The sequence below is a fragment of the Sulfitobacter sp. EE-36 genome (assembly GCF_000152605.1).
In the GTDB taxonomy this organism is placed as follows: Bacteria; Pseudomonadota; Alphaproteobacteria; order Rhodobacterales; family Rhodobacteraceae; genus Sulfitobacter; species Sulfitobacter pontiacus.
Genome location: NZ_CH959310.1, coordinates 252588 through 275410 on the forward strand (window position 1 = coordinate 252588; position 22823 = coordinate 275410).

Below are 22823 nucleotides of genomic sequence, written 5' to 3' on the forward strand. Positions count from 1 at the left end.
GGTCAGGTGATCCCGAAAGACCCATAGGGAATATAGCGCACCAGATCGCCCGGCTGGATGTCGGCCGCGGCGTCCGGGAGTTCGACCAATCCTTCGGCCCAAGCCAGCCCGCTGATCCGCCCCGACCCCTCCGATGCAAAGACCTGCACCCGCCCGTCGCGCATCCGCGCGCGCAGATACTCGCGCCGCCCCGGTTTCTTGCGTTTGCTGAAATCTGCGGGCACGTCGAACCCCTGCGGTACAGGCCAGTCCTGCCCCGCCAGCCGTGCCAACGCAGGGCGCGCGAAAATCAGGGTGCAGACCATAGCCGCCACGGGGTTGCCCGGCAGACCAAAAACCGGCGCGCCTTGCCACATGCCAAGCGCTAAGGGCCGCCCCGGTTTGACCGCGATGCGCCACAGGTCAAGCGCCCCTGCCTCGGACAAAAGGGCCGACACGTGGTCTTCATCCCCCGCCGACGCGCCACCGCTGGTCAGGATCGCGTCGACACGGCCCTGCGTCTCATCCAGCCGCCTGCGCAAAGCAGCGCGATCGTCACCCACATGCCCCAGATCCACGCCCTGATGGCCGAACTGCGATACCAACCCCAGCAACATCGGGCGGTTCGCATCGAATATCTGCCCGTCGGCCGCGGTCCGACCGGCCTCGACGATCTCATCCCCTGTCGATAGCACGCCAACGCGCAACGGCCGATGGGTCGACACAGACGCCGTGCCCGTGGCCGCGAGCAAGGCGATATCCGCCGCTATAATCCGTCGTCCTGCGCGCAGTGTCACGGCACCCGCCGTCACGTCCTCCCCCGCTTTGCGGGTATTGGCACCCTGTTTCACCGGACCGTTAAACCGCAGGGTGCGCCCGTCGATGGTCACGTCTTCTTGCAACACCACGGTATCGACGCCTTCGGGCAGCGCGGCCCCTGTCAGCACGCGCATCGCCTGCCCTTCGGCAAGCGCCCCCGGCGCGTCGCCTGCCGCCGCGCGCCCCTCGGCCAGCGGCATCGCATGGGCACCGGCCTCGCGCCCGCCCGCAAAGCCATAGCCATCAACAGCCGTATTGGGCAGCGGCGGATTGGCGCGGCGTGCCAGCACATCCGCCGCGGCGATGCGCCCCAAGGTGGCAGCCAAAGCCACGTCTTCGACAGGGGTCACAGGATGCAGCCGTGCCCGCAACTGCGCCAGCGCCTCGTCCACCGGCGTCCAATGCACGCCCGGCGGCAGGGCAAAACAGTCGTTGCGCAGCGGTGGCGGGGCCTTGAGCAGATGTTCGAACCCCAGACCGAACATCCACCCCTCTTCCGCTGCCTCAACATCCAGCATCTGCGCCAGATCGACGGCAGGGACGGCGGCCAGCTGCCGCGCAAGCTCCTGCACCTGCCAGGCATCCTTGATCATGTTGTCAGGGGCGGGCCCCACGGTAAGCGACGGCCAGATCTCGGCAAAGACCACTTGCGCATCCGGCCTTTCAAACGGCCAGACCGCGACATGATCGGCAAAACGAGCACGCAGGCGTGACAGCACGGGCAGCCCCATGACCACCTGCGACCCGACAGCCCCTGCCCCCGCCATTTGCCAGCAGGTGAAACTGCCCTTGGCGCGCTGTTCCGCCGCGCGCTTGTCGGGAAACGGGTTGGCGTAGCCTGCCTTGGTGCGCGGCAGCCCTGCGATATCGCGGTTCGGCAGGCCGTTGGCCCAGAAAGGGCCGCTGCCATCGCCCAGACCCAGATTGATCTCTGCCACCAGATCGAAACGGTTGTTACGGTCTGGCGCGTCTTCGACCCGCGCCTCGAACCACTCCCACAGGGCGAAGGGATCGTCGCTGCCCGTCAGGGCCTCGGCAAAACCGCTGGGGTAGGCAAACGGGAAATCGAAGCCGATGAACAGGCGGCGATCCTGCGCCAGCTCCGCTTCGATCAGCGCGGCGATCCACGCCTCTGCCTCGGACCGGTTGCGCAGATAGACAGGCGGGTCCGAGATGCCCCCCCGTGACACCCCCGCCCAAATCGCATCTTTGCGCGGGGTTGGTCCGGTGTCATTACCGCCGGACCAATCGACCACAACAAACGTGTCGAAAGGGCTCACAAGCCCACCTCGGCCAGAATGAAATCGGCGATGGTGCTGGTGTCATTCAGATCGAATACGGGGCGATCCAACGTCATGGGGGTGTCGCTGGCAATCGCCTTGATCGTCGGATCCTCCGGCGCGATCAGCGCATTGCCGGTTTCGGCCCGATGCGCTTCGACCTTGGCGTGACCGTCGCGCTTGTAGCCTTCGACCAGCACCAGATCGACGGGCGCAAGCTTGGCCAGCAGCGCGTCGAGCGTCGGTTCATCCTCGCCCTGCAACTCATGCATCAGGGCAAAGCGGTTGCGCGAGGCCAACAGCACCTCGCGCGCGCCTGCGACACGGTGGCGGTGGCTGTCCTTGCCCGGGTGATCCACATCAAAACTGTGGTGCGCATGTTTCACGGTAGACACTGAAAACCCGCGGCCCGTGATTTCGGTCACAAGGCGTTCCATCAGCCCCGTTTTGCCTGCGTTTTTCCAGCCGACAACGCCGTAAACTCTCATAGCATCTCCTGTGCGCGGGCCAGATCTTGGGGGGTGTTGATGTTAAAGAACGCGTCTTCATGGGGGAACAGCGCTTCGCGACCCTCATGGGTTTGGGTCCACATCACGACCTTGCGCAGCCCCCCTTGCAAGGCGGCGCGCAGATCGTCGCGTAGGGCCACGGGCCAGAGGCCAAAGGTCGGATGCCGCGCGGTGCCGCGTTTGGCATCCGGCGTGGCGGCCAGCACCAGCGGATGGGTCATCCCCTCGCTTGCCAGCAACAGCTGCGGCACCAGATCACCGGGGAAGAACGGCGTGTCTGCCGCCGCCGTGACGATGGTATCCGCGCCCTGTTCAGCGGCCCAATCCAGCCCGGCCAGCACGCCCGCAAGGGGACCGGCGAATCCGTCGATACTATCGGGCAACACCGGCAACTTCAGCCCCGCAAACCGCGCGGCATCACCATTGGCATTCAACGCGACGCGATCCACCTGCGGAGTCAGCCGTTCAATCACATGACCCAGCACGCTTTGACCGCCAAGCTGCAACAGTCCCTTGTCGCCGCCGCCCATCCGCGTCGCCTGCCCACCGGCAAGAATCACCCCAAGTGGCTGTTTCATGCGCTGCCCTTTCGCCCAGATCGTTTCGGTTCATCCGCGATTCCGTCGGGGTCCGCGTCACGGATCAGACGGTCCTCTCCCGCCAGACACATAAAGCGTTTGCCCTTCATCCGGCCGATCAGCGTCAGCCCGACCTGCTGCGCGATCTCTACCCCCCAGGCGGTAAAGCCGGAACGCGAGACCAGCGCGGGGATGCCCATCATCGCGGTCTTGATCACCATCTCGGACGTTAGCCGCCCCGTGGTATAGAGGATCTTATCCTCGGCCGAGACTTTTTCAGAGAGCATCCAGCCCGCGATCTTATCCACCGCGTTGTGGCGACCCACGTCCTCCATATAGACCAGCGGGCGATTGCCCTGACACAGCACCGTGCCGTGAATCGCCCCGGCTTCCAGGTACAGGCTCGGCGTGCGGTTGATCTGTGCGCTAAGGTCATACAGCCACGAGGTCCGCAGCGGGGTCGTGGGCAGGATCACGCCCTCCAGCCCCTCCATCATGTCGCCAAAGACGGTGCCCACGGCACAGCCGGAGGTACGGGTCTTCTTGCGCATCTTGTCTTCGTAATCGGTTTTGCGGGCGGTGCGGACCACGACGACCTCCAGCTCTTCGTCATAGTCGACGCTGGTGATATCCTCACCGTCGCGCAGCATGCCCTGATTGCGCAAGAACCCAAGCGCGAGGTATTCAGGGTAATCGCCGATCGTCATCGCGGTGACGATTTCCTGCGCGTTCAGATATATCGTCAGCGGGCGTTCCTCGACCACATTGATCGTTGTTTCTGCCCCTGTTTGGTCGCGCCCGGTCACGGCACGGGTCAGCCGCGCCAACCCCGGTTGCGGTGCGATCAAATAAGCATCGGTGTCTGTCTTGACGGACAATTGCATCCCCCCAAAGCGGCAGTTAAGCATGTCCCGGCAATCTAGGGGGAACGCATGGCCATCACCACCACGAAATCGGCCTTTCGAAAAGGTCTTGCCGACGCCGCACCCTTTGTTCTGGTGATCATCCCCTTTGCGTCGCTGTTTGGCATCCTCGCCACCGAGGCGGGATTGAACGTATTTGAAACGCTCGCCTTTTCGGTTGTGGTCATTGCGGGGGCAGCACAGTTCACCGCGTTGCAACTGATGCAGGAACATGCCCCGACGGCGATCGTGCTGGCCTCTGCGCTGGCGGTGAACCTGCGGATGGCGATGTATTCCGCGTCGCTGACCCCTTACATCGGCTCCGCCCCGCTGTGGCAGCGCGCGCTGGCGGCCTATCTGACGGTCGATCAATCCTATGTCTGCGCGATGGCGCAGTACGAGAAACAGCCCGATATGACGATTCCGCAGCGGATGGCGTATTTCTTTGGCTGTGTGACCCCGATTGTGCCGCTGTGGTATTTGTTCACGCTGGTGGGGGCGATGGTGGGCGCGCAGATCCCCGAAAGCTGGGCGCTGGACTTTGCGCTGCCGATCACCTTTCTGGCCATGATCGCGCCAATGTTCCGCACGCCGGCCCATGTGGTCGCGGCGCTGGTCGCCTCTGTCGCGGGGCTGCTGACGGCGGGTGTGCCCTATTCGCTGGGGCTGATCATCGCGGGGCTTGCGGGAATGATGGCCGGTGCGCAGACAGAGCTTTGGCTGGAACGGCGCCAGCCCCAACACCCTGAACAGGACGCGGTATAATGGATCATATCAACACCGGCACACTTTGGTTCGTGATCATCGCCCTTGGCCTTGGCAGCTTCGGGCTGCGCTTTGTCTTTACCGGATTGGTTGGCGACCGCGAGATGCCCGCATGGCTGCTGCGGCACCTGCGCTATACGGCGGTGGCGATCCTGCCCGCGCTGGTGGCTCCGCAGGTGATCTGGCCCGCAGCCACGGACGGGCAGCTTGACCTGCCGCGCATGGCGGCAGCAGCTGCGGCACTGACAATCGGGGTGATCACCAAAAACGTGCTGCTCGCCATCATCAGCGGTGCAGCAACGCTTTACAGTCTGCTTTGGTTACTGGGCTAGAAGCGACGCCTGCACCGCGTCGATCACATCGCCTTCGTCATTCTCGTAGTATTTTGTCGTCGTGACACCGGGCAAGCTGGCGAACTGTTCGCTGAGCTTGGCCGGATAGAAGGTCTTGGAGATGCTTTCGAACCCTTGGACCTGCGACAGAATGCCCGAGGTCGCATTGGCGCAGAACGCCCCTGCTACCGTGCCGTTCGACATCACAAGCTGCAAGATCTGTTCCGCCTGCGCGTCCGTCACCTGAATTTCCTGACTGACAACATGGTAGGTGCTGCGTGCGTGCGAGGATTTGTAGCCTTGAATCCACTTGGGCGTCATACCGTAAAGCACGTCGCCGCGTTCGATCACGCGCGGATCGCGGAAGGAACCAGCGGGGTCAAAGATCACCTGCTGCGAGCCATTGACCACCAGCGCCGTATGGCCGCCGCTGCCGGTGCGGTTGTTGATCATTGTCATCAACGTGATGGATCGCGGCCCCGGTGCCACATAGGCGGCCGCCGCGACTTCTGCCGGTGTGTTATCAATCCCGGTATCATTCGCACAGGCCGCAAGCAGCCCGACGCAGGCCAAAGCCATCCAAACACGCATAGAAATATCCTGTCGGTTAGGTTTGCCCGCCTTAGCGCGCGAAGATCGCCATAAAGACCAGAATGGCAATAATCACGATGCACGACCATTTGACGAAGTTCATGAAGCTGTCAAAAGTCTTCTCGTGCGTGCTGGTGTCCATCGAGCCGTGTTCATGTTTGGCCATTTGCGCGATCCTTGTCTTAACGTGCGTATGATTTGAACTGGGGAATACTGTATTCATCTGCCTATGTCACGGCATCAAAATGCGCGGGATCAGGTGTTTTCGCCTGTCTGTGCCGGCTCTTGCGTCTCAAGGTCCTGCGCCAAGCGGAAACCGATACGATTCGCGGGGGCTTCCTGCACCGCTTTGGGCAGCGCACGCAGGGCGACATTCAACTGGGTGACATGCTGCACCAGCTGCATCCGTGCCCCCGCGTTGTCCTTGCCGTAAAAGGTCACGATGTCCGGGTCGAAATAGCCCATACCCTCGATCCGCAGCACACCGGCGTCACCGCCTGCGAACCCCATCGCGACCTCGTGATCGCCATCCAGCTGCTCTTCGAAATTTCTAAGGTAAAGCACGACCCGCTCGTAGGCCCATTGCGCCGGTGATTTCTGCGCGGCGGGCTTTTGGGTCATCCCCTTTGGCACCGGCTGGTCAGAGGCATTGCGTCTGTCGGGGTCCGAATGCACCTCGTAGAGGCGCGGCAGCGCGTCGGCCTCGATCGCCTCGGCCGCTGTCTTGATCTCGTTATCCATCGGTCAGCCCTTTGATTGATACACCCAAGCCCCGTCCAGCGCCCGCAAGCTGCGTGTGGCACGGCCCGTTTGGTAAAGATGGCTGAGATGGGCGACCGCTTCAACCAGCGCCAGACCGTATTCGCCTTCGCCGATGTTGCGCTTGAACAGGGTCGAGAAACATTCAGACGCCGATTTCGGCTCTGCAATCGCCTTTTCCAGACGGCGCAGGGCGCTGTGGTGATTCTCTATCAACTGGCGCATGCGGGTGGGCAGACCGGTGAAGGGCAGCTTGTGCCCGCCAAGCACCAGATGATCCTCGCGCGCCAGCAATGACAGACGGTCACAGGCCTCGATCCATTCGCCAATGGGGTCGGCCATGGGTTCGGTGGCATAGACCCCGACGTTAGGGCTGATGGACGACAGGATCTGATCCCCTGCAATCACCAAATTGTCATCACGGCTCCAGAAGGTGGCGTGTTCGGGGGCGTGCCCATTGCCCATATGCACGTCAAACACGCGCCCCCCGATGGTGATCTCGTCGCCCTGTTTGATCCGCGTAAAGCCAAGCGGCAGAGGCGAGACGATGTCGGCAAAGTTGAATGGCCGCTCGGAGGCGCGTTTCTCGTACAGCGCGGCATCCATCCCCGACAGTTTGTAGAACGCCAGCGTCTCGGCTGGCGGTGCCTCTTGCGGGTCCAGGGTCAGCATCCGCGCGGTCAACCACGCGGTGCGCGTCGTCACCAGCTCTGCCCCGTGTTCGGTCTGGAACCAGCCCGCCAACCCGATGTGATCGGGGTGGTGGTGGGTCACGATCACCCGCGACACCGGCTTGCCGCCCAAGGGCCCCGCGATCAGGTCCGTCCACAGCGCCTTGGACTTTTTCGACGCAAACCCCGTGTCGATGATCGTCCAGCTGTCGCCTTCGTCAAAGGCATAGACGTTGACGTGATCCAGCTTCATCGGCAGCGGCAGACGCAGCCAAAGCACGCCGGGGGCGACCTCTATCGCCGCATCATGGGCGGGCGGCGTCTCCCAGGGGAAACGTAATCCGGTTGGTGCGGTATCAGGCATCAGGCGGCCAGTTCGTCAGCGGAAAGCGCGAAAAGATCAGCCTCGCCCGCTTGGGCATGGGCCAACAGGCCGACGTGCTCCGGCAACAGACGCAGGATGTAGAAGCGCGCCAGCTTTTCGCGCGGCCCGCCCTTATCGGCCAGCGCCGCCTTGAGGTGCATATGCGCGCCAAGCACCCGTGCAAAGGCCCGCAGGTATGGCACCGCTCCGGCAAAGCGCGTGTCCATGTTCGATTGCTCGGTCAGCCAGTCGGTCGCCTCGCGCAGGGTTTCCGAGGCTTGCCACAGGGCGTCCGTCATATTCGGAAAAACGTCGCGGGCGGCTTCGGCGTCTGCCTCGATCTCGTCCAGCAAACGGTTCGCGGCCTCGCCCCCGTCCATCATCTTGCGCGCGACCAGATCCATCGCCTGAATGCCATTGGTGCCTTCGTAAATGGCGGTCACACGCACGTCGCGGCTGTACTGCGCGGCACCGGTTTCTTCGATAAAGCCCATGCCACCGTGGACCTGAACGCCCATTTCAGCGACGGCCATGCCCGTGTCGGTGCCAAACGCCTTGGCGATCGGGGTGAGGAAGGCCGCGCGGGCTTTCCACTCGGCCTGACCGGTGGCGTTTGTCATGTCGATGGCCTTGGCACAGCACAGCGCGATGGCGCGGGCGGCAAAGGTTTCGGCCTTCATCGTCATCAGCATGCGGCGCACATCGGCGTGGTCCACGATGGTACCGGTGCCGTCAGGGCGCGATGTCTTGCCCTGTTTACGGTCCAGCGCATAGGCCAGCGCGTGCTGATAGGCCGCTTCGGCGATGCCGATGCCCTGCCCGCCAACGCCAAGCCGCGCGTTGTTCATCATCGTGAACATCGCCGCCATGCCGCCTTGCTCGGGCCCGACCAGCCAGCCGGTCGCCTTGTCGTATTGCATCACGCATGTCGGAGACCCGTGAATCCCCAACTTGTGCTCAAGGCTCACCACCTTGAGGCTATTGGCATTGCCAAGGCTGCCGTCGTCATTGGGCAGGTATTTCGGCACGAGGAACAGGCTGATGCCTTTGGTGCCCGCAGGCGCACCGGGCAGACGCGCCAGGACAAGGTGGCAGATGTTGCCGCCAAAGTCATTGTCGCCCCAGGTGATATAGACCTTCTGACCCGAGATCGCATAGGTGCCATCACCATTGTCTTCGGCCTTGGTCGCCAGTGCCCCCACGTCCGACCCCGCTTGCGGTTCGGTCAGGTTCATCGTGCCGGTCCATTCGCCGCTGATCAGCTTGGGCAGGTACAGCTCCTTGATCGCGTCGCTGGCGTGATGCTCAAGCGCTTCGATCTGGCCTTGGCTCATCAAGGGGGCAAGTTGCAGGGACAGGCAGGCGCCGCTCATCATTTCGTTGACGGCAGTCGTCAGGGTCATGGGCAGGCCCATGCCGCCGAATTCGGGGTCGGCGGACATGCCGATCCAGCCGCCTTCGGCCACGGCCTTGAACCCGTCGGCAAAACCGGGCGAGGTGCGCACGACGCCGTTTTCAAGCTTGGCGGGGGTCTGGTCGCCGGCGCGTTGCAGCGGGGCCAGAACGTCATTAGTCATCTTGCCCGCCTCTTCGAGGATCGCGCGGGTGACGTCTTCGCTGGCGTCCTCGAAGCGTTCGGTCTGACGCACAGCGTCCAGCCCTACGACATGATCAAACAGAAAGGCAAAATCTTCGACAGGGGCGCGATAGGGCATAGTTTTCCTCCATTAACGCGTTCGTCTGCTTGGCAAACCGAACAGCGACCTGATAAGCCCAAGGCGATACTCCGGGCTGTTGCGGCGAGAATGTCGCTCAAGCCTGCACACCGCAACCCAAAACGCGGCGTCATCCCCCGTGAGAGAAGCCAATGACCGAGATTCTTCCAGCCGACCCTTCCGGCATTTCCCGCGCCGCAACCCTGCTGCAGCAAGGCGCATTGGTCGCGCTACCGACTGAAACGGTCTATGGTCTGGGGGCGGATGCGCGCAACGGGACGGCGGTGGCGGGCATCTACGAGGCCAAGGGGCGGCCCAGCTTCAACCCGCTGATCATCCATGTCGCCGATGTGGACCAAGCACGGCGCTACGGGCGCTGGTCCGACACCGCCGAGATTTTGGCAAGCGCCTTCTGGCCCGGTCCGATGACACTCGTGCTGCCTCTGGCCGACGGGCACGGGCTATCGTCGCTGGTGACGGCGGGGCTGGACAGCGTCGGCATCCGCGTGCCTGCGCACCCCACGGCCCGCGCCATTCTGCGTGCGCTTGGCGGTCCGGTGGCGGCACCCTCGGCCAACCCCTCGGGCAAGATCAGCGCAACGACGGCGCAACATGTTCTGTCGGGGCTGGGGGGGCGGATCGCCGCTGTGGTTGATGACGGCCCCTGCACCGTGGGTCTGGAAAGCACCATCATCGGTCTGAACCAGCCCCGCCCCACGTTGCTGCGCGCAGGCGGGCTGCCGTCCGAGGCGATAGAGGCAGCTCTTGGCGCACCGCTAGATGTGGCCGACGGGGCAGAGATTATCGCCCCCGGTCAGCTCGCCTCTCACTACGCACCCCATGCCAGCGTGCGTCTGAACGCCCAAGCAGCGACGGGTGGAGAGGTTTACCTAGGCTTTGGCGCGGCAAGCGGGAGCGGGCCGGATGACCTGACCCTATCGGCCAGTGGCGATCTGGTGGAAGCGGCAGCGCATTTGTTCGACCGGCTGCACGCGCTTGACCGGCTGAGAAAACCGATTGCCGTGGCCCCGATCCCCGAAACCGGTCTGGGCCGTGCCATCAATGACCGATTGCGCCGTGCGGCGGCACCGCGTTAGGGCTTTTGCCCCGCCGATCCTCGCAAGTCAGGCGCGCCCTGCTGTCGCGCTGAGCCCCAGAGGGTCCACCCCGATAGAGGTCAGCGCCGCTTCCCATTTGCGCGCATCGGGCAGGTCGAACAGGATAGCGCTATCGCCTTGGCAGGTCAGCCAGCCGTTCTGGGCAATCTCAGCCTCTAGCTGACCCGCGGCCCAACCGGCATAGCCCAGCATCAACATCGCCCGACGCGGCCCCTTGCCGCGGGCGATGTCTTCAAGGATGTCCAGCGTCGCGGTCATCGCCACCCCGTCCGCGATATCTGTCGTCTGCATCACGGACCGGTATTCGGCGCTGTGCAGGACAAAGCCGCGCTCTGTCTCGACGGGGCCACCCACATGCACCCCAAGACCGGACACATCGTCCATATCCACATCGCTGAGCCGGTCAAGCACATCGCCAAGCTTCAGATCAGCGGCGGGTTTATTGACGATCAACCCCATCGCGCCTTCGTCATCATGCGAGCAGATAAAGATCACCGAATGATCGAACCGAGGATCCCCCATGCCGGGCATCGCCACCAAAAGCTGGCCGGTCAGATCCATTTTCATGCTGTCGTCCTTATGCGTCATTCCAATAGCATGACCTGCGCCCCTGCGGCTTTCAACCCCCGCGACTGCAACACATCATAATGCAAACGTGACTTGGCAAACGGGGGGCAGATGGCCCATGAAAGCGCCATGACCAGAAAAATTCTTGGCCTGATGGCCGCTGCCCTTATCGCCCCGCTGCCCGCTTCTGCAATGGAAGTGATCCACGGGGAAATACTGCAAGGCTGGGTGCTGCCCGATGGCAACCGCATGGCCGCGATCCGCATGACGGTGGAGCCGGGCTGGAAGACCTACTGGCGCGCACCCGGTGACATGGGTATCCCGCCCAGCTTCGACTGGTCCGGCTCGCGCAACCTGTCGGCGGTGGCCGTGGAATGGCCTGCGCCCACGGTGTTCCGCGAACCCAATCTGACCACCATCGGGTATAAGGATCAGGTCGTGTTGCCGCTGCGGATCAGCGTGCCCGACAAAGGGGCCCCCGTCACGGTCCAGACCACCATTGATCTGGGCGTGTGCAGCGACATCTGCGTGCCCGCCTCGCTTGAGCTGAGCGGCGTGATCGACACCACCACAACCCGCGCCGATCCAGCGATTGCCGCCTCATTGGCGCAGCGCCCGTTTTCGGCGAAAGAGGCCCGTGTGAAAGACGTGACCTGCACCATCGGTATGGCAGGCGCGGACCTGACCCTGGACGCCGCGATCACCCTCCCCCCCGCGGGCGGGCAAGAGCTGGTGGTGATCGAAACCGGCAACCCAGATCTTTGGGTCAGCGAGGCAGATACCACCCGCAAGGGCAACGTCCTGCATGCGCGGGTGGACGTGGGCCACGTCAGCGGCGGCCCCGTGGCACTGAACCGGTCGCATATCCGCATGACGGTATTGGGCAGCAAGCAGGCCGTCGATATTGTGGGATGCAACGCGGGCTGATCACACGGCCCGTTTGCGACGCGACAGCAGCAACGCCACCGCGCCGACGATATAGCCCACCAGCGCGATCAAAGCCGCCCCGACCAGGAACAGCAGCAGCGCCGCGCTGCGCGGGGCCATCGCTCCGAGCTCAGGCAGTAGCTCGACCAGCGCGGGATGCAAGCCGCCTGTCACCGCAACCCACCCCAGCGTGGCCCCGCCCCACAGCACCACCAGCACCCAAAGCGCCAGAATGCCGAGGCGCAGACCCCCTGCCCGTGCCCGCATGGCCCGACGCATCGCCCGGATCTGGCGACCGATATCATGCTGCGCCGCGACCAGCGCAGGCACGACCAGCAACACCAGAAACATGCCAAAACCCAAACCATAGACCAGCGTGATCACCGTGGGCTTCAGGAACTGCGCCTGCTGGCTTTGCTCATAGAGCAGCGGCGCCATGCCAAGGACGGTTGTCAGCGTGGTCAGCATCACCGGCCGCAACCGGTCCGCCGCGCCATCGATGATCGATGGGATCACTCCACGGGTGGCGCCGTATTCGTCAATCGTGCCCACCAGAACAATGGAATCGTTGATAATGATCCCTGTCATCCCCAACAGGCCCACGACCGTGAACATGCTCAGCGGCACCTCCCACAGGGCGTGCCCGTAGATTGTGCCGACCAGACCAAAGGGGATCACCGCCATCACCACCATGGGCCGCGTCCAACTGCCAAAAACCCAGGCGAGAACAAGGTAGATGCCCGTCAGCACAAGGATCAGGCCAGTCAGCGCATCCGATAGAAACGTACCTTCCTGCTCGCTCAACCCGCCGATGCGGAAATCCACCTGCCGTTCAGAGGCGATGCGCGGCAGGATATCCTCGCGCAGGGCCGTCGTGATCTCGCTCGCGCGGGCGGGGTCATCCTCTGATATGTCGCCCGTGACCGAAATCAGACGGATGCCATTCTCGCGACGCACCGTGCTGAAGCCGGTGCGTCGGTCCACGCTGACGATATCGGCCAGCGGCACATATTGCCCGTCCGGCGTGCGCATCTGTGTCCGTTCAAGGAAATCCGCGGTGAGCTCTCCCTCGGGCAGTTCAACCCGGATTGTCGCCGATCGTGGGCCGTCGGGATAGGTCGCCGCCTCGATCCCGCCCAGACGGTGGCGCAGTACCCGCCCCAAGGTATCAATCGTGAACCCAAGCGCCTGGCCCTGCGGCGTCAGATCAAGGATCAACTCTTCCTTGTCATAGGCCAGATTATCCTGCACCGCGCTGACTTCGGGATATTGCCGCAGGGCATCTTGCAGATCCTGCGATGCGGCTTTCAACACCTGCGTGTCAGCGCCGTAGAACTGCACATCCAGCGCGTCCCCCCCGGGACCCGACCGCCAGCCGCGAAAGCTGACGGTTTCGGCAAGGGGATGATTTACCACCGCGTCTTGCAGTTCAGCGACAAAGGCGAAGCTGGAATAGGGGCGCAGGTCGGCGTCGATCAGCTCGATCGAGATGCCGCCCAGCAGATCGGCGTCCTTGCTGTCGGCCCCGTCCAGACCGCGCCCCGCATTGCCCCCGACCTGCGCGATCACATAGTCGATGGGGTTGGTGCCGTATTCCTCGGCGTATTGCGCGCCCAGCGCTTCTGTCGCGCGTTGCATTTCGCGCATCATCGCCAGCGTATCGGCGCGGGTGGCCCCTTCGGCCATGGCAAAATTCCCGGTCACCGACCCGCGTTCAGGCGCATTGAAGAACCGCCATTGCACGTCACCCTGGATGAACAGCGCCACCTGCGAGGCCAGCACAGCGACCACACCGGCAAGCACCACATAGCGCGCGCGGATCACCCCCGCCATGAAGGGGCGGAACAGCCGTTCGCGCACCCAGAGAAACCCGCGATTGACCACTCGGCTGGGCAGGTCATACCACCGTTGCTTGGCCCCTGCTGCCATCGCATGGGCCATATGGTTCGGTAGGATCAGAAAACATTCAACCAGTGACGCGGCCAGCACGGCAATCACTGTGAGGGGGATATCGCCGATCAGACTGCCAAAGCGCCCGCCCACGGCAAGCAGACCGAAAAAAGCAATGATCGTCGTCATCGTTGCGGCAAAGACCGGCATCGCCATCCGCCGCGCCGCATTCTCTGCCGCTTGCATGGGGGGCTCGCCCAGCTCCTTGTGGCGATAGTCCGCGTGTTCGCCCACAACGATCGCATCATCAACCACAATGCCAAGCGTGATGATCAACCCGAACAAAGAGATCATATTGATCGTGATCCCCCCCGCATACATCAGCGCAATCGCCGCGGCCATCGATGCAGGTATGCCCGCGGCCACCCAAAAGGCCGTGCGCGCATTAAGAAAGAGGAACAGCAACCCCACCACCAGTGCGAGCCCCATCAGCCCGTTATCAATCAGCAGGTCCAACCGCCCGGTGATCGCCTCGGCCCGCGTGCGGATCAGCTCTATCGTCACGCCCCTGGGCAGCATCACAGACATATCCGCCGCGACGCTTTCGACGCTATGCTGGATACCGATGGCATCCCCCCCGTCAGAGCGGTCAATACGCACAGAGATCGCGGGATCATCCCCCACGAAATACCCTACCTCGCGGTCGGAGCCCTGCTCGATCACCCGCGCCACATCCCCGACCAGCAATGACGACCCGTCCGCATTGCTGCGCAACACGACGCGAGACAGGGCATCCGCGCTACGCTTCGCGGTGCCGGTACGCACGCGCGCGTTGGCACCTGTCACATCACCGGCGGGATTGGCGTCCACCTCGGCCGCGATCACGGCGGCGATTTCGGCCATGGTGATGTCGTGACGGATCAGTCTGGTCGACGGCACCTCGATCAGGGTTTGCGGTGCCGCGACCCCCTGAATGGTGCTGCGCGTCACACCCGCCGCGAACAGCCGCGTGACGAATTCATCCGCGAAACGCCCCAGCTGTTCCGCGCTGATCGGGCCGGTGATCACCACATCGGTCACACGGTCGCGCCAGATACCACGCCGGACCACCGGATCTTCGGCATCTTCTGGCAGTGTGGTAACCGAATCCACCGCCGTTTGCACATCCGTCGCGGCGCGGGCCATGTCCCAATTGGGCTCGAACTCAAGCGAGACGGTCCCGCTGCCCTCGCGCGAGGCAGCGGTGGAGCTTTCGACCCCTTCGACCGCCAGCAAGACCGGTTCAAGCACCTGCACGATGGCACTGTCCACATCGTCGGCCCCCGCCCCCTCCCAAACGGTAGTGACCGACACACTGTCGATGATCACATCAGGAAAGAACTGCGCCCGCATATTCGGCGCAGCGGCCGCCCCGCAGACCAGCAGCACCACAAGCAGCAGGTTGGCTGCCGTCCGGTGACGGGTGAAATACGACAGGATCCCCCCTGCACGACCGGACATGCTGCGCGCCATCTCCCTAGCCTCCCATTCGGCTTTCAAGGCGTTCGATCATGCGCGCCGGCACCTGCGGCTCGGCCAGCTGCGCCAGCACGCGCGCCTTCGCCTCTTGGGGCATGCGGCTGTTCCCCTCGATAAAGGCCACAAGCTTTGCGCGACGCTCGTCTGTCAGGGCGATCATGCTGGGGACATCTCCCTGCGCGGTCTCATCCGCCCCCGGACGCAACGGCTTTACCGCGATACCGGCCCCCAGCAGGGGCGACCGCGCCTCGACCACGTCGCGACCTTCGACCGGACCACGGACCAACACGTCGTCGCCCACGCGGCGCAGAACAGAGACCTGAATGCTTTCCAATCGGTTCTCCGCATCCAGCACCAAGACCGCTCCCGTGGCATCAAGGGCCGAACTCGGCAGGCGGATCACATCGTCCAGCGCAGGTTCACGCACATGTACCGTCGCGAAATCCCCCGGTTTGAACCCCGGTGCCTGCGTCAACGAGGCAAAGATCAGACGCCCGCTGGCCCCCTCGCCCGCAGCGGCCCCCGCGCGGGTGATCTGGCCGCGGGCCTCAAGGTCCACGCCCGCGACATCAAGGCGCGCGGTGACCTCTGCCTTGATCAACCGGCCCTGCGCATCCAGCAGCCGCGCGTATTGCGCGGTCGAGATGCGGAAGGAAATCTCAAGATCATCCGGCGCGATCAGCTCTGCCAGCCTCTCGTTCGCAGAGACCAAGCGCCCCTCGACGACCGAGGTTTCGCTCAGCGCCCCATCGAACGGCGCGGTGATCGTGGTTTCCTTTAACGCGCGCTGCGCATCCTCCAACGCGATTTGAGCGTTGGACAACAAGCGCACCGCGTTATCCACGCGCGCTTCTGTCTGGGTCACCACCTGTCGACGCGCAAGAACGGCCTGTCGTGCGCTTGAGGCAGCAAGCTCCGCCGTTTCTGTCGCCGTCGCGGTGCCGACACCGCGTTCGCCCAGATCACGCTGGCGGTCAAACGCGCGGGTGCGCAGCGCGGCCTGCTCTTCGGCGGCGGCAAGCTCGTCCAGTCCCAATGCCAAAGCGCGGTCCGCATCGCGCCCCTCTGCCTCTGCATCGCGTACGGCACTTTGCGCCCGCGCGACCTCGGCCAAAGCGTCCGAACGGTCAAGGCGCACCAGAACCTGACCCGCTGTGACCTGCCCGCCCTCTTCGAATTCCGGTGCCAGCTCGACCACGCGCCCGCCCACGGCCGCACGCAGCTCTAGCGTGCGGCGGCTTTGCACCGCGCCAAAACTTTGCAGGATCGGCACTTCGGTCCCAGACTGCGCACGCACCACATTGACCGAGAATACCCGCTCACGCGGGGCGCGCTCGGGCGGCGTGTCGGTCAGACGCTGCTGAACCGCCCCGCCAATGAGGTCCGCCGCAAGCACCAGAAACCCCAATGTCGCCGCTGCCAGAAACAACCCGATCATGCTTTGCCGTAGAAAACGCATCTTGCCCCGATCCTATTTCGTCCATGCCAGCTTACCCCGCAGGCCTGCAGAACAAAATCACAGTTGTGACAGCCACGCACGGCTTATCAGGCGCATCGCAAAGCAGGGCGGGGGAATTGGATCAAATTCGTCGCCGCAGCTGTTATTTCCGGCGCTGGTGTTCATCCAGACGCGGCATGATCTCAACGAAGTTGCAGGGCTTGTGCCGGTAGTCGAGCTGCTTGATCAAAATCTCGTCCCACGCATCCTTGCACGCCCCCGGAGACCCGGGCAGCGCGAAGAGATACGTCCCCTGGGCGACGCCAGCGGTGGCCCGGCTTTGCACCGCCGAGGTGCCGATCTTCTGCATGGATACGATCGTGAACACGGTGCCGAAGGCGTCGATCTCTTTCTCGTAGACATCGCGATGTGCCTCGACGGTAACGTCGCGCCCCGTCAGCCCTGTCCCCCCTGTGCTGATCACCACGTCAATCTCAGGGTCGGCACACCAGTCGCGCAACTGGTCGGCAATCTCGCCCCGCTCATCTCGGATGATGCTGCGTGCCGCGAGGAAATGCCCCGCTTCGGCGATGCGCGCGACCAAGACATCGCCTGACCTGTCTTCGGCCAAACCGCGGGTATCGGATACCGTCAGCACCGCGATGCGCACGGGGATAAAATCAATCGTCTCGTCAATCCGGCTCATGTCCGCTCCAATACTGCAAGGCGTGCGGCGAGGGCCACGAAAATACCGCTGCTGATCCAGCGTAGCGCCTGCCCGCCCCCCACCATCCGGCGGCCCAGGCCACTGGCAAACACACCAACCAAGGCGTTGATAATCAAACCGCCAAGCGACAGCACCGACCCCAGCATCAGAAACTGCAGCAAAACCGGCCCCGCTTCTGGCACGACGAACTGCGGGACAAAGGCCAGCACGAAAAGGATCACCTTGGGGTTCGTCAGGTTCACGATCAAACCGCTGCGAAACGCGGATTTCGGGGCGGGTACGGGATTTGCGGCCGCCCCGCTGCTACGCCAGGTCTGCACGGCCAGCCACAAAAGATAGCCAACCCCGATCCAGCGGATCACGTCAAAGGCCCACGGCAGGGCCGCCACCACCGCACCAAGACCAAGCCCCGCCAAGGTCACATGCACCATACCGCCAAGGGCGACCCCCGCACTTGCCGCAACCGAGGCGCGCGGACCAAAGCGCATGCCCTGCCCCAGACAAAACATCATATCCGCGCCCGGTGTCAGGTTCAGCGCCAGGGCGGCGGGCACAAAGGCCAGCAATGTGAGGGGATCAACCATGCGTCAATTTCGCCTTCAGTGAGAGTAAATCGGCCCAGGCCTCGCGTTTGAACTCGGGGCTGCGCAGCAGATAGGCGGGGTGGAACATGGGCAATGCGGGCAACCCCTCGGCTTGCGTCCATTGACCGCGCAAGCGGGTGATGCCGCGTTTGCCCAGCAACGCCTGCGCGGACCAATTGCCAACGATGACCAATACCTCGGGCTTGGCCAAAGCGATATGCCGCGCCAGAAATGGCTTCATCATCGCGATTTCATCCGGCTTCGGATCGCGGTTCTGCGGCGGCCGCCAGGGCAAGACATTGGTGATATAGACAGGCGACGTCTGGTGATGGCGCCCCATGTCGATGGCCGCGAGCATCTTGTCCAGCAACACGCCGGCACGCCCGACAAAGGGCCGGCCCTCGCGGTCTTCGTCCCGTCCCGGTGCCTCGCCCACGATCATCACCCGTGCCCCCGGCGTCCCGTCCGAGAAAACCATTTTGCGCGCGCCGCGTTTCAGCTCGCAATGCTCGAAGGCGGCCATGGCGGCACGCAATTCATCCAGCGTCGCAGCCCCAGCCGCGGCCTGTGTCGCCTCTGCCACCACGTCCGGCCCTTGGGCAGCCAAAGGCACCGGTCCGCTCTTGCCCTTTTGCGCCTTCGGCTTCTCGACCGCGGCGGGCACCTCGTAGCGGTTCACCGGCGCATCGCAAATCGCCTCGGTCGCGCCAAGTTCGATCTGCCAATGCAAAAGCGCAAGCGCCTGATGATAATCCACTGATTCCATGCGCCCAACTTACGCGCTGGTGTCGGCAATAAAAATGCCAACTTCCAAATGGTCTTAAATCCAACGCGGCCCACACGGCCGGATGCCCCCGCCCGACGACTTGCCCCGCCCTGCGCCGCCGCCTATAACGCCAAAAATAACGTGGGGTCCCCCGTCATGAGTTTCGCACACCGCCATCTTCTGGGCATTGAACACCTGTCCCAGGACGACATCACCACCCTGCTTGATCTGGCCGACAGCTATGCCGATCTGAACCGCCAGCCCCATAAACACAGCGACGCGCTGAGCGGGCTGACACAGATCAATATGTTCTTCGAAAACTCCACCCGGACGCAGGCGAGCTTCGAGATCGCGGGCAAGCGGTTGGGGGCGGATGTGATGAATATGGCGATGCAGGCGTCCTCGATCAAAAAGGGTGAAACCCTGATTGATACGGCGATGACGCTGAACGCCATGCACCCCGATCTGCTGGTGGTCCGCCATCCACAATCCGGTGCCGTTGATCTACTGGCACAGAAGGTGAACTGCGCCGTGCTCAATGCGGGCGACGGGCGGCATGAACACCCTACGCAAGCACTGCTGGACGCGCTGACGATCCGCCGCGCCAAGGGCCGCTTGCATCGCCTGTCCATCGCCATCTGCGGCGACATTGCCCATAGTCGCGTGGCACGGTCCAACATCATGCTGCTTGGCAAGATGGAGAACCGCATCCGCCTTATCGCGCCGCCGACGCTGATGCCCGCGCAAATCGGTGAATTCGGCGTCGAAGTCTTCGATGACATGGAAGAAGGGCTGAAAGACGTTGATGTTGTGATGATGCTCCGCTTGCAAAAAGAACGCATGGATGGCGGCTTTATCCCCAGCGAACGCGAGTATTATCACAGATATGGGCTGGACGCCGAAAAACTGGCCCATGCCAAGCCCGATGCCATCGTGATGCACCCCGGCCCGATGAACCGCGGGGTAGAGATCGACGGAACGCTTGCCGATGACATCAACCGCAGCGTCATTCAGGATCAGGTAGAGATGGGCGTCGCCGTGCGCATGGCCGCGATGGACCTGCTGGCGCGCAACCTTATCGACAGCCGCAAGGCCACCGCATGACCGCAGCCCCGCCCGAAGAACAGGACCTGCTACACTGGCGTATCTCGCCGCGGGCGTTCGTTTGGCGGTGCGTGGCGCTGGCGGTGCTGACCATGTTGTTCACGCTGCCCTTGCTCATCTGGCTGGACCCGATCACCTGGCTGCTGGCCTCGGTCCTGATTGCGGTGTTCTACATGTGGGTGTTTGAGGAATTCCAGATCTGGTACAGCAACCGCAATACCGTCTGGCGGCTGACCAACCGTGCGCTTTACATCAACGCCCCCGATACAGCAGAGCCGCTGGTCCTGCCGTTGACCGACATCCGGTCAATCGGGAAACTGTCCTTGTGGTCGATCAGCCTTGGCCTGCCTGACGGCCAGCGGATCACCTTGCCGCTGGTGCCGAACCGGGCAGAGACCAAGACCCGCCTTGCCCAAGCGATAGAGGCTGCATCATGAGCGATCGTTTTTGGCAAGACCTGCTTGAACCCGAAGAAGAGCTGCTCTGGACAGGCCGCCCCCGCCCCAAGCTGTCGCTGCGCAATTTTCAGCTGTTCGGCCCCTTTGTCGGGGCCATTGGCACCGTGGTCGCGGGGGCATTTGTGCTGCGGGGCAACACCCTGCCCGTGTCGCAATCGGTCGTGGTGGCGGTGATCGTCGCGCTGGTGGCGCTGTCGTTGCTGCGCGGAATGAAACGCCTGACCGACCTGCGCCGCACCCGCTATGCGCTGACCAACCACCGCGCCCTGTTTTTCAAACTGACCCGCGACGGCACCCGTGCCAAGGCTTTCCCCCGCAGCGCCGAGACGAAACCCGATCTGCGCCCGACCAGCCCGCCGTCGGTTTTCTTTATCCGGCATGAACAGCCGGGCAATCCGGCACGCGCTGCGCATCTAGGATTTGAATATGTCGAAGACAGCGACAGATTAAGTGCATTGATGGTAACCCCGTACAAAGGTGCAACACGATGACACAACTCGAAATCCCCAAGGGCGAGATCGGCCAGATCCGCCTGTTTGCCGTGAACCGCCCGATTGACGAATTGGCCCGCGACCTGCGCAACGACAGCAAAGAGGCGTTGATTGCTGATCTGCTGGGCCGCCCTATGCCCGAAGGCGCGGCCGAACTGTTCCCCGTATCTGATCTGACCGGCATAGGTCTCGCCTCCTATTTGGGTGATGGCTATGCGGTGCCGCGTGAACAGATCAGCCGCGACCGCGTGCGACTGGATGCGCTGGACGGCTATGTATTGCTGCTGTTCTCCTCGGCCTTTGACGGGCAGGAAGCGACGCTGGACCTTGGCCCCGAACTGACGATGATCGGCACCTATGGCGAGGCGCAGCCCGATATGTCCGTCACCCCGCTTGAGGCTGACTCTGCACAGCCCTACACCGGTGCCGCGGATATGACCCCGAAATCCCCGCCCAAGGGCGGTGCCGGCGGTATGATCGTGCTTTTAGCGGTGATCGTGCTGATCGGTCTTATTCTATGGTGGCTGCTGTGAAAGAACCCAAACCCGATCCCAAGATGTCCGGCCGTATCGCCATGATTGCCCTGCTTGTCGCCTTTGGCGTGGCGGGCATGATGGTGTGGATCGGGTCCTGACCTTTCTGACCGCCCCTGCGGCACCCCTGTTTTCCTAACGACGAAGGCCCCTCCATGACCCTGCATTTTATCAACGCGCAGCTGATCGACCCCGAAGCAGGCACCGTCACCCGCGGCACGCTTCGGGTCGAGGATGGCAAGATCGCGGCGGTACTGGACGATACCGCACCGATCCCCGGGGATGCGCAGGTCGTGGATTGCCGTGGGAAATACCTGGCCCCCGGTATCGTCGATCTGGGCGTCAAGGTTTGTGAACCCGGGGAGCGGCACAAGGAAAGCTTCCGCTCTGCTGGGCTGGCAGCGGCCGCGGGTGGGGTCACGACAATGGTCACCCGCCCCGACACCGACCCCACCATCGACAGCCCCGAAGTGCTTGAATTCGTCACCCGCCGTGCGAACGAGGCCGCGCCGGTCAACGTCGTGCCCATGGCTGCGCTGACCAAGGGCCGCGAAGGCCGCGAGATGACAGAGATCGGGTTTCTCATGGATGCCGGTGCCGTGGGCTTTACCGATTGTGATCGCGTGGTGACGGATACCAAAGTGTTCTCCCGCGCGCTGACCTATGCCCGTAGCCTTGGCGCGCTTGTCATCGCGCACCCGCAGGAACCCATCCTGAGCAAGGGGGCGGCGGTGACCTCTGGTAAATTCGCGTCGCTGCGCGGGCTGCCTGCCGTCTCGCCCATGGCGGAACGCATGGGGCTGGACCGCGACATCGCCCTGATCGAAATGACGGGTGCCCGCTATCACGCCGACCAGATCACCACCGCCCGCGCCCTGCCCGCGCTGGAGCGTGCAAAGAAGAACGGTCTGGATATCACCGCCGGGGTCGGCATCCACCACCTGACGCTGAACGCGCTGGATGTGGCCGACTACCGCACCTTCTTCAAGCTCAAGCCCCCCCTGCGCGACGAAGAGGATCGCATCGCCGTGGTAGAGGCCGTGGCCTCTGGTCTGATCGATATCATCTGTTCCATGCACACCCCGCAGGACGAGGAATCCAAACGGCTCCCGTTCGAGGAAGCCGCATCGGGGGCCGTCGCATTGGAAACCCTGCTGCCCGCAGCCTTGCGACTGGTCCACTCCGAGATGATCGATATCGCCACATTGTGGCGTGCGCTGTCGTTCAACCCTGCGAAACGTCTGGGGCTGCCCGGGGGGCGGATGTCCGTCGGTGCCCCCGCCGATCTGGTGCTGTTTGATGATGGCGCGCCTTTCGTGATGAACCGCGAGGTTTTGCGGTCGAAATCGCGCAACACCCCCTTTGACGGGATGCGCATGCAAGGTAAGGTCTTGGAAACTTACGTTTCCGGCACCTGCATCTATAAGGCCTCCTGAAT

At 63.4% G+C, this 22823-nt stretch carries 24 protein-coding genes; 9 read left to right on the forward strand and 15 right to left on the reverse strand.

Annotated elements, in window-relative coordinates; genetic code table 11:
- Window positions 1-2: 2 nt before the first annotated feature.
- The 4 genes from glp to EE36_RS03790 are packed head-to-tail and all read right to left on the reverse strand — an operon-like array spanning window position 3 to window position 4049.
- Window positions 3-2078, reverse strand: coding sequence for a gephyrin-like molybdotransferase Glp (gene glp / locus EE36_RS03775; RefSeq protein ID WP_005849622.1), 2076 nt, complete (start codon window positions 2076-2078; stop codon window positions 3-5).
- On the reverse strand, window positions 2075-2566 hold the full coding sequence (mobB, locus tag EE36_RS03780) for a molybdopterin-guanine dinucleotide biosynthesis protein B (RefSeq protein WP_005849624.1): 492 nt from the start codon (window positions 2564-2566) through the stop codon (window positions 2075-2077). Before mobB ends, glp begins: the two co-directional genes overlap by 4 nt.
- The gene (mobA, locus tag EE36_RS03785; protein WP_005849625.1) at window positions 2563-3165 is read right to left on the reverse strand and encodes a molybdenum cofactor guanylyltransferase MobA; all 603 of its coding nucleotides are present in this window, start codon (window positions 3163-3165) and stop codon (window positions 2563-2565) included. Before mobA ends, mobB begins: the two co-directional genes overlap by 4 nt.
- Entirely contained in the window at window positions 3162-4049 is an 888-nt protein-coding gene (locus EE36_RS03790) for a formate dehydrogenase accessory sulfurtransferase FdhD (RefSeq protein WP_005849627.1), read from the reverse strand. Before EE36_RS03790 ends, mobA begins: the two co-directional genes overlap by 4 nt.
- A 48-nt stretch (window positions 4050-4097) precedes the next feature.
- Here EE36_RS03790 and EE36_RS03795 point away from each other — a divergent pair, with 48 nt between their 5' ends.
- Both EE36_RS03795 and EE36_RS03800 read left to right on the forward strand, forming a co-directional pair.
- On the forward strand, window positions 4098-4832 hold the full coding sequence (locus EE36_RS03795; RefSeq protein ID WP_005849629.1) for an AzlC family ABC transporter permease: 735 nt from the start codon (window positions 4098-4100) through the stop codon (window positions 4830-4832).
- Window positions 4832-5164: an AzlD domain-containing protein gene (locus EE36_RS03800; RefSeq protein ID WP_005849632.1), complete on the forward strand. Its 333-nt coding sequence runs from the start codon at window positions 4832-4834 to the stop codon at window positions 5162-5164. The genes EE36_RS03795 and EE36_RS03800 overlap by 1 nt, the downstream gene beginning before the upstream one ends.
- On the opposite strand, the gene EE36_RS03805 is transcribed toward EE36_RS03800, so the two are convergent.
- From EE36_RS03805 to EE36_RS03825, 5 genes are all read right to left on the reverse strand, one after another.
- Window positions 5153-5755: a hypothetical protein gene (locus EE36_RS03805; protein WP_005849634.1), complete on the reverse strand. Its 603-nt coding sequence runs from the start codon at window positions 5753-5755 to the stop codon at window positions 5153-5155. The genes EE36_RS03800 and EE36_RS03805 overlap by 12 nt on opposite strands.
- Window positions 5756-5786: 31 nt before the next feature.
- Entirely contained in the window at window positions 5787-5921 is a 135-nt protein-coding gene (locus tag EE36_RS03810; RefSeq protein ID WP_005849635.1) for an aa3-type cytochrome c oxidase subunit IV, read from the reverse strand.
- 89 nt (window positions 5922-6010) lie between these two features.
- A complete protein-coding gene (locus tag EE36_RS03815) occupies window positions 6011-6496 on the reverse strand; it encodes a DUF6173 family protein (RefSeq protein WP_005849637.1) in 486 nt (161 codons plus the stop codon).
- Between the two features lie 3 nt (window positions 6497-6499).
- A complete protein-coding gene (locus EE36_RS03820; protein ID WP_005849639.1) occupies window positions 6500-7549 on the reverse strand; it encodes an MBL fold metallo-hydrolase in 1050 nt (349 codons plus the stop codon).
- Complete coding sequence (locus EE36_RS03825; RefSeq protein ID WP_005849641.1) at window positions 7549-9264, reverse strand: acyl-CoA dehydrogenase; 1716 nt, start codon at window positions 9262-9264, stop codon at window positions 7549-7551. Before EE36_RS03825 ends, EE36_RS03820 begins: the two co-directional genes overlap by 1 nt.
- Before the next feature lie 152 nt (window positions 9265-9416).
- Here EE36_RS03825 and EE36_RS03830 point away from each other — a divergent pair, with 152 nt between their 5' ends.
- Window positions 9417-10361: an L-threonylcarbamoyladenylate synthase gene (locus tag EE36_RS03830; RefSeq protein ID WP_005849643.1), complete on the forward strand. Its 945-nt coding sequence runs from the start codon at window positions 9417-9419 to the stop codon at window positions 10359-10361.
- Window positions 10362-10388: 27 nt separating this feature from the next.
- Here the strand turns inward: EE36_RS03830 and EE36_RS03835 are convergent, their stop codons facing one another.
- On the reverse strand, window positions 10389-10943 hold the full coding sequence (locus tag EE36_RS03835) for a YqgE/AlgH family protein (RefSeq protein ID WP_039912157.1): 555 nt from the start codon (window positions 10941-10943) through the stop codon (window positions 10389-10391).
- A 135-nt stretch (window positions 10944-11078) separates the two neighbouring features.
- On the opposite strand from EE36_RS03835, the gene EE36_RS03840 reads away from it, so the two are divergent.
- Window positions 11079-11876 (forward strand): protein-disulfide reductase DsbD domain-containing protein, encoded by a 798-nt coding sequence (locus EE36_RS03840; RefSeq protein ID WP_235602558.1) that lies wholly within the window; start codon window positions 11079-11081, stop codon window positions 11874-11876.
- On the opposite strand, the gene EE36_RS03845 is transcribed toward EE36_RS03840, so the two are convergent.
- The 5 genes from EE36_RS03845 to EE36_RS03865 form a co-directional block, all read right to left on the reverse strand.
- Window positions 11877-15278: an efflux RND transporter permease subunit gene (locus EE36_RS03845; RefSeq protein WP_005849649.1), complete on the reverse strand. Its 3402-nt coding sequence runs from the start codon at window positions 15276-15278 to the stop codon at window positions 11877-11879.
- 4 nt (window positions 15279-15282) lie between these two features.
- A complete protein-coding gene (locus EE36_RS03850; protein ID WP_005849651.1) occupies window positions 15283-16743 on the reverse strand; it encodes an efflux RND transporter periplasmic adaptor subunit in 1461 nt (486 codons plus the stop codon).
- Between the two features lie 142 nt (window positions 16744-16885).
- Window positions 16886-17428 carry a molybdenum cofactor biosynthesis protein B gene (gene moaB / locus EE36_RS03855; RefSeq protein ID WP_005849653.1) on the reverse strand — a complete coding sequence of 181 codons (543 nt, stop codon included), beginning with the start codon at window positions 17426-17428 and terminating at the stop codon, window positions 16886-16888.
- A complete protein-coding gene (locus tag EE36_RS03860; RefSeq protein WP_005849655.1) occupies window positions 17425-18033 on the reverse strand; it encodes a LysE family translocator in 609 nt (202 codons plus the stop codon). The genes moaB and EE36_RS03860 overlap by 4 nt, the downstream gene beginning before the upstream one ends.
- Complete coding sequence (locus EE36_RS03865; protein ID WP_005849657.1) at window positions 18026-18799, reverse strand: uracil-DNA glycosylase family protein; 774 nt, start codon at window positions 18797-18799, stop codon at window positions 18026-18028. Before EE36_RS03865 ends, EE36_RS03860 begins: the two co-directional genes overlap by 8 nt.
- 156 nt (window positions 18800-18955) lie before the next feature.
- Between EE36_RS03865 and EE36_RS03870 the strand changes: the two genes are divergently transcribed.
- The 5 genes from EE36_RS03870 (at window position 18956) to pyrC (ending at window position 22821) form a co-directional block, all read left to right on the forward strand.
- The gene (locus EE36_RS03870; protein WP_005849658.1) at window positions 18956-19903 is read left to right on the forward strand and encodes an aspartate carbamoyltransferase catalytic subunit; all 948 of its coding nucleotides are present in this window, start codon (window positions 18956-18958) and stop codon (window positions 19901-19903) included.
- Window positions 19900-20340, forward strand: a complete 441-nt coding sequence (locus EE36_RS03875; RefSeq protein WP_005849661.1) for a hypothetical protein — start codon at window positions 19900-19902, stop codon at window positions 20338-20340. Before EE36_RS03870 ends, EE36_RS03875 begins: the two co-directional genes overlap by 4 nt.
- Window positions 20337-20852: a hypothetical protein gene (locus EE36_RS03880; protein WP_005849663.1), complete on the forward strand. Its 516-nt coding sequence runs from the start codon at window positions 20337-20339 to the stop codon at window positions 20850-20852. The genes EE36_RS03875 and EE36_RS03880 overlap by 4 nt, the downstream gene beginning before the upstream one ends.
- Window positions 20849-21385: a hypothetical protein gene (locus tag EE36_RS03885; protein WP_005849665.1), complete on the forward strand. Its 537-nt coding sequence runs from the start codon at window positions 20849-20851 to the stop codon at window positions 21383-21385. Before EE36_RS03880 ends, EE36_RS03885 begins: the two co-directional genes overlap by 4 nt.
- 155 nt (window positions 21386-21540) lie before the next feature.
- Window positions 21541-22821: a dihydroorotase gene (pyrC, locus tag EE36_RS03890; protein WP_005849668.1), complete on the forward strand. Its 1281-nt coding sequence runs from the start codon at window positions 21541-21543 to the stop codon at window positions 22819-22821.
- Window positions 22822-22823: the final 2 nt, after the last annotated feature.